Below are 19,553 nucleotides of genomic sequence, written 5' to 3'. Positions count from 1 at the left end.
GAAGACTCCTGTTGTTGAAAAATGAATTGCATCACTGAATGGCGACACTCATGCCACCGTCGGCCATAACCACTGCGCCGACAATGTAACTGGCCCTGTCTGACGCCAGAAAGGCGGCGACTTCTGCGATTTCATCGGGGTGGGCTGCACGACCAACAGGCGCTTTACGACCATGCTCTGCCAGATATGCCTGCCCGTCGGGCTGGATTGTATTCGTGATGTTTGTCACCGCATCTCCGGAGCCGACTGCATTAACACGAATACCGTGAGTGATAGCTTCCAGCGCGAGTGTACGGGTTAACTGTGCCAGCGCCCCCTTGGAAGCTGCATAGGCGGCGATACCGGGAAAAGACTGATAACAGGCGTAAGAACCAATATTAACAATTGCACCCGATTTTGCCGCCATCATTGGGCGCATGGCTTCCCTTGAGAAAAGGAATGCGCCAGTGGCATTAACAGCCATGACCTGGTTCCATTCCCTGAGCGTCATTTCTGCCACCGGCTGGTTGATGATGATGCCAGCGTTGTTGATTAAGACGTCGAGGCGACCGAACTGTTCTGTTGCAGTCCGCACGGCCAGTTCCGCACTGGCTTCCTGAGTCACGTCGGCGACAACTGGGACAATGCCTTCACGTGCCAGCGCATTGACATTATCCCCCCGGCCAACTGCGACAATACGAGCGCCCTGGCGGTGCAACAGTTCGACGGTCGCCAGGCCGATACCGCTGGCGGCACCGGTGACGATCGCAACACGGCCTGCAAAGGGCATAGCCCTGGAAAAAGAGCCTGACTCTGACATGAACACTCCTGAATAAATGAAAACATGCTTACGGTTAATGAGGACTGGCCACAGGGCGGACGATGAGTTCGCTGATATCAACGTCAGCGGATTGTTCGATGGTATAGGCGATTGCCTGCGCCACGGGCTCTGGAGGTAAGGCGATGCGCCGGAATTCGCGCATGGCAGCCCCGGCGGTTTCGTCCGTAATATGATCGGCAAGTTCTGACTCAACCACTCCCGGGCTGACCAGCGTCACCCGGATCGCGTCGGTCTCCTGTCGCAGTCCGTCAGAAATAGCGCGCACGGCAAACTTGCTGGCGCAATAGACAGCGGCTGTGGGCGAGACCGTATACGCGCCTATGGAGGCAATATTAATGATGTGGCCATAACCCTGCTCCTGCATTATCGGCAGGACGGCGGCTATTCCGTGCAGAACGCCCCGAACATTGACATCCAGCATGCGGCTCCACTCTTCGACCTTCAACGCTGCCAGCGGTGAGAGTGGCATAACGCCAGCGTTATTTATGAGAACGTCAATGCGTCCGTGCTTCTCCAGCGCCCTGGCTGCGATGCGTTGCAAATCTTCTGGTCGCGTAACGTCAATTGCCATGGCATCAACATTACCCCCCCTTGCCCACAACTCTGTCGCCAGTGCGGTCAGTTTTTCAATACGTCTGGCACCGATAAACAAATGATGCCCCTTCCGGGAAAGATGACGGGCTGTGGCCTCACCTATACCACTACTGGCACCGGTAAGAACGACCACCTTAGACGTTTCTGATACCACTGTTTTCATCACTCCTCCTTGCCTGTCACCGGGGGGGACAGGGAATGTCATGGGAATATCAAACAGGCAGGTATCATAAAGAGAGGGCACATACGACGACAGGCCTGACACTCTTGCATCATTGCCTAATCCTATTTTCTTTATTGATTTTTAAGCATGCAGGGAGTGAAAATATAATCATTAAATTCAGTTAGCAGGTCTGCTGTATGCCAGAAATATTGCCCTCCATATCTCAACAGTCCGAAATGGCGGCGATGATTTGCCAGCTCGCCCCTCATGAAGGTCACACCCGTACGTTGCTGGATGGCGTGCGTCTGATGCGTGCTGACGGCGCGTTGGGGCGTACCCCCGTGTTGTACGAACCAGGCATTGTTATTGTCTGTCAGGGGCACAAAAGAGGTTACCTGGCCGACAGGGTTTACCACTACGACCCATTGCACTATCTGGTGCTGTCAGTACCTCTGCCATTTTCAAGCGAGACAGATGCCAGTCCGGCAGAGCCTTTGCTTGCTGTGTCCATTCGTCTGGATATGACAGCTGTGGCAGACCTGGTTATGGCTGTCGATCACCATGCCACTGCATCAGGTTCACCCGTTGGCATTGTCTCCACACCACTTGACGACACGCTGGCAGATACGACAGTTCGTCTTCTGAAGGTATTATTTTCACCACTTGAAGCGCGGGTTCTGGGGCCGGGGATTGTGCGGGAGCTGATTTTTCGTGTTCTGCTGGGTGAACAGGGCGGAGCCATTCGTGCTGCGCTGGCCTGTCATGGCAACTTTGGACGTATCGCGCGTACGTTACGGCGTATCCACCTCGATTACGCCCGGCCACTGGATGTGGCTTCACTTGCGCACGAAGCTGGCCTGAGCGTACCGGCCTTTCATGCGCATTTCAAAGCCGTTGCGGCGACTTCTCCCATCCAGTACATCAAGTCAGTGCGTCTTCATCAGGCGCGACTGATGATGATACGGGACAACGTTACTGCAGCAGGGGCAGCAGCGCGGGTCGGCTACGAAAGTGCGTCGCAGTTCAATCGGGAGTTCAAAAGACTGTTTGGTCGCAGCCCCGGAGAGGAGACGCGCAAAATGCGCACAGCATTCGCACTGATGGAACCTGCGCAACTCGAAGCAGCGACGTCGACACACTAATTTGCAACTGTCGATATTCATGCGCAAACGTTCACTGTAAACCCGACTGAGACGCCAGGACGCTAACAGTTCATGCTGATATGAAGATTATCTGAATAACCTGTGGGATTTTCGTTCGTAACAAAAATGTCAGCTACACCTGCCGGCACATCAACACCGGCAGCCAGAACCAGTATGTACCCGTACCTCTGTGAACTGCGTGGAAGACATCGCAAAACCTGGTGCGAAAGCGTAAAGCAGTAGTGCCATTTATATGCGCAGATTACCGGGCTACCCGTCCTGCTTTCATCACCAGATTTTCAGGCTCCGTTCGATTTACAAACCCAGCTTGTCTTTCATTTCTTTTTCTTCAATTGCTTTGGCGATAGCGTTTCTCATCACTTTCAGAATGATCCCGCTGAACATGGCCGTTAAACCGATGGTAAAGAATGCCGTAACCGCAAGGTCAATTAACCAGAAGCCTGAATGGACAAGAACGGGCCTGTAAATTGCAACACCGGCAAAAACCACCCAGTGACTAAAACAATAAAAACAACTGAAAAGGTAGCCTATCATGGCATTTTTTTTGACCATCCATTCACGCAACGGGCGAAACATTTCCTGCTGTGTGACGGTGATTGAAATGCAACTGGACATCAGTGCAATGACGAGGCAGACCCATAACTGTTCTGACACATTTTCGAATGACATAAAAATACTCTCTGTATGGATATCATGTAATAGTATAAGATACATGATATCCCACCACTTATGCAACAACGAAAGTTTCATAAGAAATTCCGCAGCAAACAGGATTAAAAATGAGAAAAGACCACCGGCTGTCCCGTGCATTACACGTGCTGATACATATGGATAAAATCCGCGATCCCGTTACCTCCGAAGATATAGCCTTGATGATTAATACGAATCCGGTTGTGGTCAGACGCCTTTTCCAGGGGCTCAAACAGGCGGGTATCATTCATTCTGAAAAAGGGCATGGAGGTGGCTGGACACTCCAGAAACCTCTCGGAGACATCACTCTCCTTCAGGTTTTCCACGCTATTGGCAGCACTGAACTTTTTTCAATAGGCTGGGCGACTGAGCATGACAAATGCCAGATAGAGGATGCAGTTAACAATGAAATAAGTGATACGCTTGAAGAGGCGAGATGTCTGATTACGAACCGCTTTGCTGAACTTACTCTTGACAGGCTTGTGCCGGAAGTCCTTAAACATAAATAAATTCAACAGCCGGGCATCATATAGTGTCCGGCTGTTGAAAGGTCATCATGAATTTTTAGTCTGAAGCCTGTTCTGTTACCGGCCGTTCCTCAGGCGCGTCCGGTAATGAGGCCGAGTGCAGTGGTTTCCCTGATATTTGTCGGGCTAACAGGTAGAACACGGGGGTCATAAACAAGCCAAAAAGGGTGACGCCAAGCATTCCAGAGAATACTGATATCCCGATAGCCTGACGCATCTCAGCGCCTGCTCCATGCGATACCATCAGGGGGATTACACCCATGATGAAAGCCAGTGAGGTCATCAGAATTGGACGCAGCCTGAGACGGCATGCCTCTTTCACCGCGTTAAAGGCAGACTTACCTGAAAGCTCAAGTTCACGGGCAAATTCAACGATAAGAATGGCATTTTTAGATGCGAGCCCGACCAGGACGATAAATCCAATTTGCGTAAAGATATTATTGTCCCCATGAGTCAGCCACACCCCGGTAAGTGCAGAAAGGATACTCATTGGAACAATCATAATGACAGCCAAAGGGAGCGTAAGGCTTTCATACTGGGCAGCCAGCACCAGGAATACCAGGAATACACAGAGTGGGAAAATCCAGACGGCACTGTTGCCTGCAAGAATTTGCTGGTAGGTCAGGTCTGTCCACTCATACTCTACGCCGGGTGGTAGCGTTTTCTTTGCTATACGTTCAATCTCTTCCATCGCCTGACTTGAAGAATAGCCCGGAGCAGGCGCGCCACTAAGATCGACCGCTGTAAAACCATTATAACGGGTAACCAGCTCAGGACCGTGTGTCGGCTCAATACGGGCTATGGCAGACAGCGGTACCATATTGCCATCGGCATTTCGGGTCTGTAGTTTCAGTATATCCTCCGGGGTTGCCCTGAACTCTGCGTCAGCCTGCATTCTTACCTGATATACACGACCTATTATATTGAAATCATTTACGTAATATGAGCCAAGATAGGTTTGTAATGTCTCAGTGATATCACTGATGTTCACCCCAAGTTGTTTGGCGCGATTACGGTCAATATCGACATTAATTTGTGGAAAATTATTCTGGTACGTTGAAAAAAGTGGCGTCAGCACAGGTGATTTAGCTGCTTCTGCCTGAAAGCGTCGAAGTACTTCGGCCATTCCGTCGTAACCGATATTTCCTCTGTCTTCAAGCTGCAATTTGAATCCCCCCAGGGAACCCAGACCCATAACGGGTGGTGCCGGGAAAACGGCCGCAAAATCTGCGCCGGGAAGTGACCGATATCTGGCATTCAGAGAGGCGGCAACATCATCTGCGCTGATGCCTGGCCGTTGCTCAAAAGGCTTGAGGAGGACAAATGTCAGACCGGAACCAGGGCTTGTGGTGGTGCCGTTTACAGACAATCCAGCATAAGAAGATGTGGAAGATACTCCTGGCTCACTTCGTGCTATTTCATTCATTTTTTCCAGTACCCGGTCTGTTCTGGACAATGATGCGCCAGCAGGAAGCTGCACAAAACTGATAAGGTATTCCTTATCCTGAGCAGGGATAAAACCCCCGGGAACAGACCTGCCCAGGAACAGCGTGATTGCCAGCAGAATGCCATAAATCACCATAATCAGAATCTTGCGCTGGCCAAGCGCGCCAACACCTTTTTCATATCGCCTGGCACTACTGTTGAACAGGCGGTTGAAAACCGTAAAGAACCGTCCACAACTACGATGCATAATGCGCGTAAGCCAGTCGCTGTCTGAATCACGTGGCTTCAGCAGCATGGCAGAGAGAGCCGGTGAGAGCGTAAGGGAGTTAATAGCGGAGATAATCGTTGAAACTGCTATTGTCACTGCAAACTGCTGATAAAACCTCCCGGTCAGGCCACTCATAAAAGCCAGCGGAACAAATACGGCACTCAGCGTCAGCGCAATCGCAATAATGGGACTACTGACTTCCTGCATAGCCTTGCAGGCGGCATGATATGGCGTCATGCCTCTTTCTATGTTTCTTTCTACATTTTCAACAACCACAATGGCATCATCAACAACAATGCCAATAGCCAGGACGAGGCCAAAAAGGCTCAGGGCATTGATTGAAAACCCAAAGAGGTACAGAAATGCCATTGTGCCGGTTATCGAAACGGGAACAGCCAGCAGAGGAATGACTGAGGCGCGCCAGGTCTGGAGGAAAAGAAAAACAACCAGTACCACGAGGAGTATGGCCTCAAAAAGAGTATGAAGCACAGCTTCTATACCCGCCCTGACTGATTTGGTTGGATTGTAAACTATCTGGTAATCCAGTCCTTCGGGGAACTGTTTTTTCAGCTCTTCCATTGTGCGACTTACCCGTGAGGCAATTTCCAGAGCATTTGCGTCCGGAGACTCCTGTATGGCCAGCGCTACCGCAGGCTTTTTATCCAGGTAAGTACGCATGGCATAATTTTCAGCGGCCAGTTCAATACGGGCGACATCTTTCAATAATGTCGTTCTGGTATCCTGTCGGGCATGAAGCACAATGTTGCCAAATTCTTCAGCCGTTTTAAGCCGACCGCTGGCATTAACTGACAACTGTAACGGTGTTTCTTCCGCCATAGGGGCTGCGCCAACGCTTCCCACTGGTGACTGGGCGTTTTGTTCACGGATAGCAGAGGCGACATCTGATGTCGTCAGTCCGCGAGCAGCCATAGCATCAGGATTAAGCCAGATTCGCATCGCGTAACCACCGGGGCCCCATACTGATACTTGGCCAACTCCCTCAATACGCGAGAGCTGGTCTTTGATGTTACGTATGGCGTAATTACTGATGTAATTATCGTTATATCTGCCATCAGGCGATATCATATGAACGGCAAGTGTGATATTCGGCGAGCTTTTATTCGTTGTGACACCCAGTCGCTGGACATCTTCAGGTAACCGGGGCAGAGCCTGCGACACCCGGTTCTGCACCCATTGTTGAGCCTGATCGGGATCTGTGCCCAGTTTGAAGGTCACTGTCAGATAGAGATTGCCATCCTCATTTGAAAGTGACTGCATATACAGCATATTCTCTACACCGTTCACAGTTTCCTCTATTGGAGCTGCAACCGTCTGTGCAATCGTGGTGGCATTGGCTCCAGGATACTGGGCATGAACGATAACGGATGGGGGGACAACCGGTGGGTATTCCGATACCGGCAGACGAAATATGGCGATAATCCCTGCCAGAATGAACAACGCAGACAGTACTCCAGCAAAAACCGGCCTGTCGATAAAGAATTTTGATACTTTCATGATGACTTATTTCCTTCCCGGGATTTTGAAGAAGGGGATTCGTCTTTGCTGACAATGACTGTTTCACCGGGACCGACCAACTGCGCCCCACCGGAAATAACTCTGTCACCCTTATTGAGGCCTTTTTTCACAACAATCAGTTTCCCCTGTCTGTTTCCCAGTTCGAGGGGGCGATATTCAACTTTGTCACTGTTTCCGACTACCAGCACATAGCGTCTGTCCTGGTCGGTGCGGATCAGTGTCTGGTCAATCATTACTGCTGTATAAGATTTGCTTGCCTGGAGTCTGACCCGAGCCTGTAAACCGGGAAGCAACCTTGATGTTGGATTATCAAGAAGTGCGCGCATCCTGATAGTGCCGGTTTCAGTACTGAGATGATTATCCACAGAATGAAGAATGGCTTTATGTGGATAATCTTTTTCATCGGCCAGTCCTACCAGCACTTCAGGTTTGTCTTTATTTGAAAGCTTGTCGATATAATTAAGATAGGTTCGTTCATCCGCATTAAAAGCGACATACAAGGGATCAAGAGCAACAATGGATGCAAGAACCGGACTGTCAATACCGGCTGCGACCAGATTACCGACTGTCAGTTCTGCTCTGGAAATACGGCCAGTTACCGGTGCGGTGATCCGGGTATAGCTTTCGCTGAGCCTGGCGCTCTCGACCTCAGCTTCGGCAATCTCCCTGGCTGCTTTCGATTCCCGGGCGGCATTGTTTAGAACGTCATAATCGCGCTGTGAGATAGCATGGGTCCCGATAAGTTTTTTACCCCGGGACAGATCCAGCAATGCCAAGTCCTGCTTCGCTTTTGCCTGCGCGTATGCTGCACGAGCCCGGGCCAGTTCAGTCTTATAAGGGGCTGGATCGATAATAAATAAAATATCGCCTTTCCTGACCAACTGACCATCCCTGAACTTAACATCCACAATCGAGCCTGTAACTTTTGAACGTACAGTGACCTCATCGGTGGCTTCCAGTTTTCCCGAGAATTCGACCCAGTCGTTTACCGTATGAACAACTGCGGACGTAGTTCGCACCGTTTTAAAGTTTGATGTCTCAAGTGCATACGCGCCGGGTATGACGCTCTGTTTTGAAAGGAACAGCCCGATGACAGCCAGTGTACCGGTTAAGCACAACATGCGAAGTTTGAACGATACAGTCATAAATCATTCCAAAAATCATGTGGTTATAAAGGTAAAGTTAAGTTGTTTGTTGGCCCCTACATGTCACAGCGTTTACCTGCGTTACTTTGTGATGTGTGCGCACCATAAGACGTTGCAAACTCGCATCGGAAAGATAAACTCATGTAACTTTACAAGGGACATGAGTTAGCTTATCACATGAAACCATGAAAGTTACATGATATTTTGCGTGTGATGTTTTCAATTCCGTTAAAGTGAATGCAATCTTTCACGAGAAAGTTGTTTTTATTTGCTATTTAATCAGTCTTGATAACATTCCGGTTTTACCGGGAGAATGAGTGGGGCTGGGAAGCAAACACAGTAATGTTCACGTCAAGTTAATAGCCGAGTACCTTCTCGCCCTAAACCAGCAGCGTGTTCGATACGTCAGGAGCCTGATCTGCATTTCTTAGAGTTTTCCTTTGTCGGCCGTTTTAAGACTATGGAATGTTCTGTAGAGAACATCCGCAATAGCCTTTTTCAAAGGCAAATACCTTACAGGAGTCATTACTCCTTCGCAGTCATGGGATTTAAACTAAAAAAAACCATATCAATTGACGCCGATATGGGGTTGATTTGTTACGCCAGATAATTCATGAACTATCTGGCGTAATGCTTTATTTTCTGATAAGGAAATATGGTGGAACGTAGGCTTCACGGCATATATCCAGATAATCGGACCACCACTGCATCATCGCCTTGCGGGCTTCCAGATGTTCTGCCTTGTGAATATAAGCCATGCGCACGGTATTGCGCTCCTGATGACTCATCTGGCGTTCTACTGCGTCCTTTGACCATAAACCCGATTCCATCAGCGCACTGCATGCCATCGCCCGAAAGCCGTGGCCACAGATATCCTTTTTTGTGTCGTAGCCCATCACCCGCAATGCCTTGTTGACCGTGTTTTCACACATTGGCTTATACGGGTTATGGTCGCCGGGGAAGACCAGTTCATTATTACCGGTGATATCTTTAATCTGTTTCAGAATGGCGATGACATGTTCTGAGAGGGGGACGATATGCGGCATTCGCATTTTGGCCCCGCGCTCGGAATAACGCACGCCAATAATGGGTTCTCGCGTCGCGGGTATCGTCCAGACCCGGTTTGTGAAATCAATCTCTGACCAGCGGGCGAAACGCAGTTCACTGGAGCGAATGAACACATGCAGCATCAGCAGGACGGCAAGTCGGGTAAGTCCGCGGCCCTGATGATATGCCTCAATACGTTCAAGCAGTTCAGGCAGCCGCTCCAGTGGCAGGGCAGGATAGTGCCGTCTGACAGGAGGTGTGGTCACGCCGCCAAGGTTTGCTGCCGGGTTAGTATCGATTAACCCCTGATGGACCGCATGGCGCATTATGTTACTCAAGTGCTGCCGCGTGCGGGACGCAACTTCCAGCAGACCTTTTTCCTCGATCCCTTTCAGCAGGTCAATGAAATGACGGGGTTTAAGTTCTGATACAGGCAGGTTCCCGATAACCGGAAAGATGTGATTGTTCAGGCTGGCAAGCAGACGGTCAGCGGTGTTCTGCGACCATTTCCGGTTAGTTTTATGCCACGCCAGCGCCACGTTTTTAAAAGCTTTATCCGGTGTTCGTGAGCCACGTTCAGCAGCCCGCTGCTGTACCGGGTTGATGTTCAGCGCCAGCATTTTACGGACACCTTCACGCTGCTGTCGCGCATCAGAGAGGGAGACGGCAGGATAGGCACCCAGCGCAATGCGGGATTCTTTACCGTTAATACGGTACTTGAGATACCAGTGACGTGAGCCACCCGGCTTGACCAGCAGATACAGACCGTGGGAATCGGAGACTTTAAAGGGTTTATCAGAAGGCTTGAGAGTGCGGATTTTCGCGTCGGTAAGGGACATATGGGGGTCACTCCATTATCGAACTAACCTGACCCCAGATTTGACCACCAATTTTTCCCGATGCGGAGGGTAAAATCAAAATGCACCGGGAAGAGTTTTCACGCTAACCTGTTGAACCAACATCATATAATGATTCGCAAGGATGCATGAAAACAGGAAATTGGCTCCTCTGACTGGACTCGAACCAGTGACATACGGATTAACAGTCCGCCGTTCTACCGACTGAACTACAGAGGAATCGTTGGAACGAGGCGAATATTAATGGCAGCCCCTGTGGGTGTCAACCGCTAAAAACACATTTGTATTCAACTGGCTAGCAAAGCGACAAAGCGATCGTGATTTAAGCAGATTCCGGTGCCTGCTGCGCCAGACGCGCCAGCGGATCCTGATGGTAAAACTGCTGCAGGTGGCGATACATGGCCGGAAAACGGCTGGCGAGCAGGTCCGGGGCGCTGAAAAAGTACTCCGACAGCACGGCAAAACATTCCGCCGGATCGCTGGCGGCATAAGGATCGAGGGTCGCGGCCTGTTCACCCACCAGATCCACTTCCGCTTCAATCTCGGCCATCGCCTGCAGTAAATCTTTCTCCCAGCTGGCCACATCGCGCAGCGCGATGGCCGGGATGCCGCTGGTGTAACCGCTGCCGCGCGCGTCGAGCTTGTGCGCTACTTCGTGGATCACCAGGTTGTAACCAGAGAGATCATACGAGTCCTGGATGTCCAGCGCGTTCAGCACCACCGGTCCCTGCGTCCAGCTCTGGCCGGCATGCACGGCCGGCGCGTGGTGCACCAGGCCGCTGTCGTCCTCCCAGCGATCGTCAACGCTGAACGGCTCCGGGTAGATCAGCACTTCGTGGAAGCCGTCGAGCCATTCCAGACCCAGCTTTAATACCGGCAGGCAAAACAGCAACGACAGGCGAGCCAGACGCAGTTCGCTGAGTTCCAGACCCTGCAGCGGAGTGATTTTTTTCTGCAGCAGGAAGCGTTGCGCCAGCGCTACCAGCGCCTGCTGTTCGTCGCTGTTCAGCAGAGAAAAGATCGGCTGCCCCAGCGCCTGTTGCCAGGGCAGGGCAGTCACGGCAGCATCTTTTTGTGCACGCCACGGCCATTTGATCATTGCGTCACTCACTCTGCAGGGCGGAAATCATATCCTGACGCGGCAGACGATAAATTGCCAGCGTGGAATCAAAGCCGCTTATTCAACCTGTTAGCGGCGGATTTGTCTGTGACAGGGATTGCAAACTGGCAAGGTGGGAAAGGGGCGCGCTGTGCCGCCGGCGAGGGGGCAAGGGCTGATGATTCACTGAATCGCGCAAAAGATGACGCCCTCTTCTGTGCGGAAGAGGGCAAACGGTTAGCCTTCACGCTCCACACGCTGGAATGCGATGACCCAGACCCAGGGATTCACCTCCCAGCTGGTGGCGCCGTACTGCTTCTGCCACGCCTTGCGGTAAGCTTCTTTCGGCGATTCGGAATTCATGTTCATAGTGAAGAAATTATTGAGGAAGTGCGAATCGGTCTGCACGCCTTCCGCCATGATGTCGTCTTCGCTGATGTCCTGAATTTTCTCCGCGCGTACCGCCGTGATTTCCAGATCGATGCGGCTGGCCCAGCGCGGCATATGGATGGCGGTCTGCCAGCCAAACTGCTCGGCGACCTGCTGATTTTCTTCCTGTTGTCCAAGTTCATGGCTGTCGGCGCGATACTGGCAAAATGCCGGATTGCGGAACGGCAGCGGATCGCGCTCGTATTCCGCCAGCTGCGCCTCAGGCACAATCGGACCCCGCCAGGTTTCACGCACCCACAGGCGATCGCCGACCTGGCCAAACGGGCACTGCGCACCAATGTCCGCCATCGACATCAGCTTATAGCCATGCAGATGGTTAGCGCTGACATCAAACGCGTGCACGCCTTCATGATGATCCTGTCCCGGGCCAAACGCCTGAGTTTTCATAATGCGCCGGGTCTGAGTTTGCTGGCCAACCAGCAGGGCGCGCACCCGCTGTTCGGAAAAAAGAATCGGCCGTTCTTTCATTATGTACCTCATGTTGTATCACGTACCCGGAGAACTTCGACGAAACATCCGTATCCTCGGATGAGAGCATTAGCATAATGGGTTTGAATCAATTTGCTTAATAATTTGTCGCCTTATTATCGGGCAATAACTGCCGCTTCCGGTATTAAAAATGGCTCATAAGCAAACAGTGTGCTGACGAAGGCTCCGGGTACAGGTGAGAGCCGTAAATTTCCCCTATACAGTACGTTATAACGGTCGCAATGGGAATCTTTTCAGATTATGTCGCTATGCAAAGGGGCGTTTTAATGCTGGGGTTGCGACAGGCTAAACTGGACCTTTGGCGATGCTGAAAATTCACCCAGCGGGAAATGCATCACCGAAATTAAACAGAGTGGCTTAACTAAAACAGGTTAAGGAAATACTGAAAACGGTATCGCGGCTGGGCAAGCGGCTTTAACAGCGCTATAACATGATCGGGATCGCATTTTTTTGCGCTGGACATCCGGTAAGGGTGTAAAGAAAGTGTCATCACCGGGCCGCTATGATGAGACGCAAGCCGTACCCGGTGCGAAATAATAGCAATAACAGGAGAAGCACGATGTCACTGACCCATTGGCAACACCGTTACGAAAGCTGGCTGCAGCTGAACTGGCTGCACGATGATAAAGCCCATGATATCGCGCACCTGCGCCGCGTCTGGATGAGCGCGGCCCGCATTATGCAAAACACCAATGCCGATCCGCTGGTGGTGCTGACCGCCTGCTATTTTCACGATGTGGTGAACCTGCCGAAAAACCATCCGGAACGCCATCTGGCTTCGACTTACGCGGCGGAAGAGACGCGCCGCATTCTGCAACAGGATTTTCCGGACTTCCCCTCAGCGCTGCTGGACAGCGTGGCGCATGCGGTGCAGGCCCACAGTTTCAGCGCCCGCATTACGCCAAAAACGTTAGAAGCGAAGATCGTTCAGGATGCCGATCGTCTCGAATCATTAGGCGCGATTGGCCTTGCGCGCGTTTTCTATACCGCAGGTGCGCTGGGACGGCCGTTGTTCGACAGCGACGATCCGCTGGGTAAAGATCGTGAACTGGATGACGTAAAGTGGACGCTGGATCATTTCCAGAAGAAACTGCTGAGCCTGCCGCAGACCATGCAGACGGAAACCGGCCGTCTGCTGGCGGAACACAACGCCGATTTTCTCGTCCGCTATATGGCGAAGCTGTGCGCCGAACTGCAGGGCAATCTGACCGATATTGATGAGTCCGTGTTACGCGATTTCAGTCCCATACCGGCACAATATTAAATTTTTATGACAGTCTGTTAACTTTCATCTGCTTCCGCTACGTTGTTGTAAATCAAGAGGGAGTGTGAAGATGACCGAGACCGTTAACTTAACCATTAAAATTGACCCGGCGCTGAAAGAGCACATTAAACAGTTAGCCGCTGATAACCAAATCTCCATGAGCCAGGAGATCGTTAACCGCCTGCAGGCCAGTTTAGATGCCGTTGAGCCACCGGCCGTCGACAGCCTGCATACCGAAGAGGCGGGCGATCAACTGAGCACCGCCGAGCTGAAGCAGGTGCGTGCACTGCTGAAGAAAAGCAAGAAAAAGAAATAACACCAAAACCCGTCGCTGACGGGTTTTTTCTTTCTGCACCTTAGCTAACGCGGAACTGCTGCGCGCGCTGCGTCAGTCGCGCTGAAAGTTCACTCAGCTGCGCCGCTGCCTGCACCTGCTGATCAGTCAGGGCTTCGTTTTGCTGGAGCTGAAGACTCATTTCCACCACTTCCCGGGCAATTTTGCTCACGCGATGGCTCTGCGCCGTACTGTTATCCTGTAGCTCATTGAGCTGGCTGACCACGCCGGATACCGCCTGGCCAATCCGCGCAAACAGCACTTCCAGCGCCTGCACCTTCGCAAAGCCATCCTGTACGTGCTGCTGCGTGTGCTGGATTAAACCGTCGATCTGCCGCGTGGAAGCGCCGCTCTGCTGCGACAGCAATCCCATCTCTTTGGCGACGACCGAAAAACTGCGCCCGTAAGCGCCAGCATGCGCAGATTCTATCGCCGCATTAAGCGACAGCAGACGCGTCTGCATCGACAGGCTGTCCAGCATGCCGACGATGCCAGCGATATCGCCGGCGGCCGCGACGATCTGCTGCATCTGGTGTTCCATATTGTCGACTTCATGGGCGCAGTGACGCATCAGCGCATCCGCGGACTGCGCGTCGTGCGTCGCCTGTTGCGAGAAGTGTGCACCTTTTTCCACCTCTTCTGACACGCGATGCAGCCGCTGCGACAGATGATGGAAGCTGGCATTTTGCGCCTGATGCTGCTGCATCACCTGCTGATTATGCTGCTGCATCTCGTCAGCGCCGGCCGCCACCCGGGTTGCTACCGTCGTAATGTCGCTTACGATCTGCTGCAAACCCTGACGCATGGTATCGATGGACTGGAGCAGCTGGCGCGTTTCCAGCGACTGACGGCGCGTCGGTGCCGGGCTGGCGACCAGATCGCCCGTCGCGATTTGTGCCAGCTGGGCGTTGGCGTGACGCAGCGGCAGCAACACGCCGCGCATCAGCAGCGCGGCGGCCAGCAGCAGCAGCGCCATTAATAACGCGGCAATCGCCAGCGCCAGATTGCGGCTCTGCTTGAGCGTGCTGAGCGAATGCTGGTTGACGCTGCCGAGCTGCTGATTGGCCTGTTCAATTTCGCTAAACCAGGCATCGTTGAACTGCTGCTGGAAAGCCTGCATCGGCACCATAAAAAATGCGTTGATATCATTGGCTGCCAGCCCTTTCAGCTGCTCCTGCAGCCCGCCGGCCAGTAGCACGAAGCCCTGTGCCAGCGGGCTATCGCTTTTCGCCTGATAGGCAGCAAACAGCTGCTGCGCCTGCTGCAATGAGGTAGTGGCTGCCGCCGCCAGGCTTTTCCAGCTGTCGACCGAACCGCTTTGCTGGTCCTGCATCAGATAAATACCGGCACGATGGCTGTTGTCGCTGGCGGTGAGTAACTCAATGCGTGCTTTATCCAGCAGGGCCAGCCGTTCGCGCAGCTGGCTGGCCTGCTGCAATGAGTGTTGCGTCTGATTCACATGCTGGTTTAGCAGCAGCACCCCGGCAAACTGCAGCAGACAAAACAGCACAATAAACAGCATGAACTGGCTGCGCAGGCTGGAGAGCCAGACGGGCAGACGCAGAGTAAAACGAGGTCGCAGCCGCAGCGGCAGGGAGATTACAGACAGGAGAGACATCAAACAGCTCCGCAAAAAATAAAACGCAGTATTGGTTTGATGCGTGACAGTCCGGTGACAGTGCGCGCGATGGGCGGCAAAACAGCACATCGCGCGTTATTAAAGCAAATTGCGGGGCGGAAAACCGGGGCGTGAAGCGCGGCTGCGTTTTCAGCGGCGCTGACGCGCGTGCTGCTCAATCAGCGGCAGCAGCAGTTTCGCTACGGCGGCGAACACCGGTACCACCACCGAGTTACCAAACTGTTTGTAGGCTTGTGTGTCGGAGACCGGAATGCGGAAGCGCGCTTCGCCCGGCGCTTCAAAGCCCATCAGGCGGGCACATTCACGCGGCGTCAGGCGGCGCGGGCGGCGCGCCATGTTCGCGGCCTGCTGAAAATCCTGCTCGCCCAGCGCGTGATCCCAGCCGCGATCGATCAGGATTTCCGACCCGTCTTTATAGTAGCGTGCTGACAGCGTGCGCACGCAGCAGTGCGGATTGCGCGGATCGTTGAGGCCAAAGCCAAAACCGTTGCCTTTGGCTTTATGCTTCTTCGCATACTGGTACAGATAGTGCCACAGCGTGGGCGACAGGGTATATTTTGCCGCCGGCTGCGGCTCCAGCAGGCTGTGCAGCGGCGGAACTTCAGGCGGATAGAGCGCCGCCAGCGCGCGCAGCGAAAAACCCTCGCTCAGGCCGGTATCGCGCCGGATCCCCACCAGCACGATGCGCTCGCGGTGCTGTGGCAGGAAGTGACGCGCATCGACCACTTTGGCATCCGGCGATAAGTCGTCAGCCGCGTCAGCGACGTCGTAACCCAGCTCATCCAGCGTGGCCATAATAATGGCAAAGGTGCGGCCTTTATCATGGCTCTTGAGGTTCTTCACATTCTCCAGCACGAAAAACGGCGGTTTTTTGGCGGCGAGGATGCGCGCCACATCAAAAAACAGCGTGCCCTGGGCTTCACATTCAAAACCGTGCGCGCGACCCAGCGCATTCTTCTTACTGACGCCGGCCAGCGAAAAGGGCTGACAGGGAAAGCCGGCCAGCAGCACCTGATGGTCGGGAATCGTCTTATCGATATGCTGATAAATCGCCTGCTCATCCGGCAAACCGGCCGGCTGGGTAATCAGCCGGATATCACTGTTGAACTGATGCCGGGCGGGATCGCTGTAGTGATTAGCTTTATAGGTGCGCACCGCTTCTTTATTCCACTCGCTGGTGAATACGCACTGGCCACCAATCTGCTCAAAGCCGCGGCGAATACCCCCGATGCCGGCAAACAGATCGATAAACTGAAAGCGGGGATTGTCATAATGCGCCGGTCGCGACGGCAGCAGTGCCTGCAAACGGGCAACCTCCGCCGCGGACAGCGCGGGCGCGGCACTTTTTCCCGCGCGAATACGGTTAAGCTGCGTGATACTCCAGTCGCGGCCGCCGGCCTCGCTCAGGATGACCACCAGATCGCGGGCCGCGTAGATATCCAGTACCTGCAGCAGTAACGCGGTGGCGTCATCATCAGCGGAGTGCGGGGAGGGCGAAGCCGTCGCGGCGGGATCGAGTGCAAGCATGCGTTTTTCCTTAACAGTGAAGTGGCTATGCTACCACTCCTGGCGCGGCGTGGAAATTAACGATGGCTGCGCAGCGTCTCGCAATCTGCTTCGCACAAACTTTCGCTTTTGCCTCAACGCGCTAAAGTTGAAGAAGCCCGGAAAAAAGGAGACGCCATGGCAGACGTCCACTCGCATGATATTCGCCGCAAAAATATGCGCGCCATTCGCAATCAGGATACGGCGATTGAGCAGCGTATTGCGCTGCTGCTGAAAGATCGCGGCTTTAGCTTTCGTGTACAGGACAAAGCGCTGCCGGGTCGGCCGGATTTTGTGCTGCCGCAGCACAAAGCCATTATCTTTGTGCACGGCTGTTTCTGGCATCGTCACCACTGTTATCTGTTCAAAATGCCTGCCACGCGTACCGAATTCTGGAGCGGCAAAATCAACAGTAACGTGGAGCGTGACCGGCGCTATGTGCAGCAGCTGCAGGAAAGTGGCTGGAAGGTGCTGATCGTCTGGGAATGCGCGCTGCGCGGCAAACTGCGGCTGGAAGATGAGGCGCTGGTGGAGCGGCTGGAAGAGTGGCTGCTGGCTGCCACGCACAGCAGCGAGATCGATCATCAGGGATTGCATCACTATCGGGCGGATTAAGGCAGGGTGATTGCTTTTACCTGCCATAACAGTTTAGATCAGCGTTTTCTCTGGGACGCGGAATACCACCATGAGCAGCATCAAACTGACGGTCAGACGCCTGTATCAACTGCGCGATGAGCGCATGGTCAATGCGCATGCCACGGCGCGCATTTACCTGGACGATACGCTGGTGGCCACCGAGGAGATAAGCGGCATGACAGAAAGTCCGGTGAGCAAGTATCTGCACGCCGACGATCTGCACGGGAAAACGTTACGCGTCGAATGGGACTGTGCGGGCATCGCCGATATGACGGTGACGGCGATTGAGCGGTGCCCCTGTTGTCAGGATCACGAACCGGAATAAGGAATGACATTTTGGCAGGAACCAGCTTACTGACTCTTCTGGATGATATTGCCACGCTGCTCGACGACATTTCCGTCATGGGCAAAGTGGCGGCAAAAAAGACCGCCGGCGTGCTGGGCGATGACCTGTCGCTCAATGCACAGCAGGTGACGGGCGTGAAGGCCAATCGTGAGCTCCCGGTGGTGTGGGGCGTGGCGAAAGGCTCGTTTATCAACAAACTGATCCTGGTGCCGCTGGCGCTGCTGATCTCCGCGTTTGCGCCCTGGCTGATTACGCCGCTGCTGATGATTGGCGGCGCCTATCTGTGCTTTGAAGGGGTGGAAAAAGTGCTGCACAGCCTGCACCACGACAAAGCGGAGAAGAGCCCGGAAGCGCGGCAAAAGCGCCTGGATAATCTGGCGCAGCAGGACCCGCGCCAGTTCGAAAAAGATAAGGTGAAAGGCGCAGTGCGCACCGACTTCATTCTGTCGGCCGAAATTGTGGCGATTACCCTGGGCATCGTTTCGGATGCGCCGCTGCTCAACCAGGTGTTAATCCTCGCCGGTATTGCCATTCTGGTGACCATCGGCGTGTACGGTATTGTGGCGATGATCGTTAAGATTGACGATCTCGGCTACTGGCTGCGTGAGAAGTCTTCCACGCTGGCGCAGGCCACCGGCGGCGCGCTGCTGGCGCTGGCACCGTGGCTGATGAAAATCCTGTCGGTGGTTGGCACCGTCGCGATGTTCCTGGTGGGCGGCGGTATTATCGTGCACGGTATCGCGCCGCTGCATCATGCCATTGAAGAGTACAGCAGCGGCTTCCCGGGCGTGGTTTCCATGCTGCTGAGCAACGGCGCGAATCTGGTGCTGGGCTTTATCGTTGGGTCGATTGTGCTGTTAGTGGTAAATCTGGTTGCGAAGCTGCGCGGTAAATCGGTATAAAGCGCAGGAAATTTCTAATCACGGGTCAGGAGAACGATGATGAACGACGATATGTTTGAATTTGATATCGATGCACAGCTGGAGCAGGCGGAAGCCAAAGCGGCAGAAAAAGCCAGCGAAGTGCCGGCGGATATCAGCGACGAAGCCGACTGCGAAGGTTGCAAAATCTGATTTTCCACCCGGGAAAATCGTTCAAAGCCGATAATAACTTTTATCGGCTTTGTTTATTTACGGCATTTTTCACTGCTTATTCCGAATTTGTCACAGTAATAGCAATATCCTATAGGCAAAAAACGCGCACAGCTGCTATACCTTAATCCGTTCATTCAACGGTGAGAAGGGAGGACGCGGTATGACCTTTGCAATCAGTGACGAAGTTCAGCACAAACAGGGCGGACCCACCATGGTGGTGACCGGCTATGCCAGCGGAATGGTAGAGTGTCGTTGGTATGATGGCTACAGTGTACGCCGCGAAGCGTTCCGCAGTGATGAGCTGACGCATCTGTCGGCCGCGCGCCAGCTGGCCAGCTGAGTCCCCCGGGACGGTCAGCGCGCCGTCCCGATGTCATTGTCACTTTTCACGTTTTTCCTGA

The 19,553-nt window shown here is 53.3% G+C and carries 19 protein-coding genes and 1 tRNA gene; 9 read left to right on the top strand and 11 right to left on the bottom strand.

The annotated features are described in order from the left end of the window. Positions 1–31: 31 nt before the first annotated feature. Both KOL70_RS07315 and KOL70_RS07310 read right to left on the bottom strand, forming a co-directional pair. A complete protein-coding gene (locus tag KOL70_RS07315; RefSeq protein WP_054176400.1) occupies positions 32–799 on the bottom strand; it encodes an SDR family NAD(P)-dependent oxidoreductase in 768 nt (255 codons plus the stop codon). A 34-nt stretch (positions 800–833) separates the two neighbouring features. Further along, positions 834–1,577 carry an SDR family oxidoreductase gene (locus KOL70_RS07310; protein WP_215480453.1) on the bottom strand — a complete coding sequence of 248 codons (744 nt, stop codon included), beginning with the start codon at positions 1,575–1,577 and terminating at the stop codon, positions 834–836. Between the two features lie 197 nt (positions 1,578–1,774). Between KOL70_RS07310 and KOL70_RS07305 the strand changes: the two genes are divergently transcribed. Continuing rightward, positions 1,775–2,719, top strand: a complete 945-nt coding sequence (locus KOL70_RS07305) for an AraC family transcriptional regulator (RefSeq protein WP_228258462.1) — start codon at positions 1,775–1,777, stop codon at positions 2,717–2,719. 315 nt (positions 2,720–3,034) lie between these two features. Here the strand turns inward: KOL70_RS07305 and KOL70_RS07300 are convergent, their stop codons facing one another. After that, a complete protein-coding gene (locus tag KOL70_RS07300) occupies positions 3,035–3,490 on the bottom strand; it encodes a hypothetical protein (RefSeq protein WP_306344578.1) in 456 nt (151 codons plus the stop codon). A 29-nt stretch (positions 3,491–3,519) separates the two neighbouring features. Between KOL70_RS07300 and KOL70_RS07295 the strand changes: the two genes are divergently transcribed. Next, positions 3,520–3,939 carry an Rrf2 family transcriptional regulator gene (locus tag KOL70_RS07295; RefSeq protein WP_075324497.1) on the top strand — a complete coding sequence of 140 codons (420 nt, stop codon included), beginning with the start codon at positions 3,520–3,522 and terminating at the stop codon, positions 3,937–3,939. Positions 3,940–3,994: 55 nt separating this feature from the next. Here the strand turns inward: KOL70_RS07295 and KOL70_RS07290 are convergent, their stop codons facing one another. The 6 genes from KOL70_RS07290 to KOL70_RS07265 all read right to left on the bottom strand — a co-directional run bounded on the left by KOL70_RS07290 (position 3,995) and on the right by KOL70_RS07265 (position 12,273). Then, positions 3,995–7,186 (bottom strand): efflux RND transporter permease subunit, encoded by a 3,192-nt coding sequence (locus tag KOL70_RS07290; RefSeq protein ID WP_196357002.1) that lies wholly within the window; start codon positions 7,184–7,186, stop codon positions 3,995–3,997. Further along, a complete protein-coding gene (locus KOL70_RS07285) occupies positions 7,183–8,352 on the bottom strand; it encodes an efflux RND transporter periplasmic adaptor subunit (protein WP_135681397.1) in 1,170 nt (389 codons plus the stop codon). The genes KOL70_RS07290 and KOL70_RS07285 overlap by 4 nt, the downstream gene beginning before the upstream one ends. Positions 8,353–8,987: 635 nt before the next feature. Then, on the bottom strand, positions 8,988–10,238 hold the full coding sequence (locus KOL70_RS07280; protein ID WP_075324500.1) for an integrase arm-type DNA-binding domain-containing protein: 1,251 nt from the start codon (positions 10,236–10,238) through the stop codon (positions 8,988–8,990). 161 nt (positions 10,239–10,399) lie between these two features. Continuing rightward, positions 10,400–10,475 (bottom strand) — tRNA-Asn (locus tag KOL70_RS07275). A gap of 103 nt (positions 10,476–10,578) precedes the next feature. Beyond that, positions 10,579–11,355: a DgsA anti-repressor MtfA gene (gene mtfA / locus KOL70_RS07270; protein WP_058771147.1), complete on the bottom strand. Its 777-nt coding sequence runs from the start codon at positions 11,353–11,355 to the stop codon at positions 10,579–10,581. Positions 11,356–11,592: 237 nt separating this feature from the next. Further along, positions 11,593–12,273, bottom strand: coding sequence for a hypothetical protein (locus tag KOL70_RS07265; protein ID WP_058771148.1), 681 nt, complete (start codon positions 12,271–12,273; stop codon positions 11,593–11,595). Between the two features lie 580 nt (positions 12,274–12,853). Here KOL70_RS07265 and KOL70_RS07260 point away from each other — a divergent pair. Both KOL70_RS07260 and KOL70_RS07255 read left to right on the top strand, forming a co-directional pair. Next, positions 12,854–13,558: a phosphohydrolase gene (locus KOL70_RS07260; protein WP_058757381.1), complete on the top strand. Its 705-nt coding sequence runs from the start codon at positions 12,854–12,856 to the stop codon at positions 13,556–13,558. Between the two features lie 70 nt (positions 13,559–13,628). Beyond that, complete coding sequence (locus KOL70_RS07255; RefSeq protein WP_215480452.1) at positions 13,629–13,874, top strand: hypothetical protein; 246 nt, start codon at positions 13,629–13,631, stop codon at positions 13,872–13,874. A gap of 40 nt (positions 13,875–13,914) precedes the next feature. On the opposite strand, the gene KOL70_RS07250 is transcribed toward KOL70_RS07255, so the two are convergent. Together KOL70_RS07250 and dcm are read right to left on the bottom strand one after the other, a co-directional pair. After that, positions 13,915–15,510 (bottom strand): methyl-accepting chemotaxis protein, encoded by a 1,596-nt coding sequence (locus tag KOL70_RS07250; RefSeq protein ID WP_058774766.1) that lies wholly within the window; start codon positions 15,508–15,510, stop codon positions 13,915–13,917. Between the two features lie 150 nt (positions 15,511–15,660). Next, a complete protein-coding gene (gene dcm, locus KOL70_RS07245; RefSeq protein ID WP_127834281.1) occupies positions 15,661–17,058 on the bottom strand; it encodes a DNA (cytosine-5-)-methyltransferase in 1,398 nt (465 codons plus the stop codon). Between the two features lie 156 nt (positions 17,059–17,214). Between dcm and KOL70_RS07240 the strand changes: the two genes are divergently transcribed. From KOL70_RS07240 to KOL70_RS07225, 5 genes are all read left to right on the top strand, one after another. Further along, positions 17,215–17,691 carry a very short patch repair endonuclease gene (locus KOL70_RS07240; RefSeq protein WP_152390714.1) on the top strand — a complete coding sequence of 159 codons (477 nt, stop codon included), beginning with the start codon at positions 17,215–17,217 and terminating at the stop codon, positions 17,689–17,691. Between the two features lie 70 nt (positions 17,692–17,761). After that, positions 17,762–18,037, top strand: a complete 276-nt coding sequence (locus KOL70_RS07235; RefSeq protein ID WP_021509848.1) for a hypothetical protein — start codon at positions 17,762–17,764, stop codon at positions 18,035–18,037. A gap of 11 nt (positions 18,038–18,048) precedes the next feature. Further along, positions 18,049–18,960 carry a DUF808 domain-containing protein gene (locus KOL70_RS07230; RefSeq protein ID WP_058757386.1) on the top strand — a complete coding sequence of 304 codons (912 nt, stop codon included), beginning with the start codon at positions 18,049–18,051 and terminating at the stop codon, positions 18,958–18,960. 36 nt (positions 18,961–18,996) lie between these two features. After that, on the top strand, positions 18,997–19,131 hold the full coding sequence (locus KOL70_RS23750) for a hypothetical protein (RefSeq protein ID WP_254919505.1): 135 nt from the start codon (positions 18,997–18,999) through the stop codon (positions 19,129–19,131). Positions 19,132–19,312: 181 nt separating this feature from the next. Beyond that, on the top strand, positions 19,313–19,492 hold the full coding sequence (locus tag KOL70_RS07225; RefSeq protein WP_010618657.1) for a YodC family protein: 180 nt from the start codon (positions 19,313–19,315) through the stop codon (positions 19,490–19,492). Positions 19,493–19,553: the final 61 nt, after the last annotated feature.

The sequence above is a fragment of the Pantoea sp. B270 genome (genome assembly GCF_018726825.1).
Taxonomy (GTDB): domain Bacteria; phylum Pseudomonadota; class Gammaproteobacteria; order Enterobacterales; family Enterobacteriaceae; genus Pantoea; species Pantoea dispersa.
This window is presented reverse-complemented; position numbering and strand designations above follow the sequence as displayed.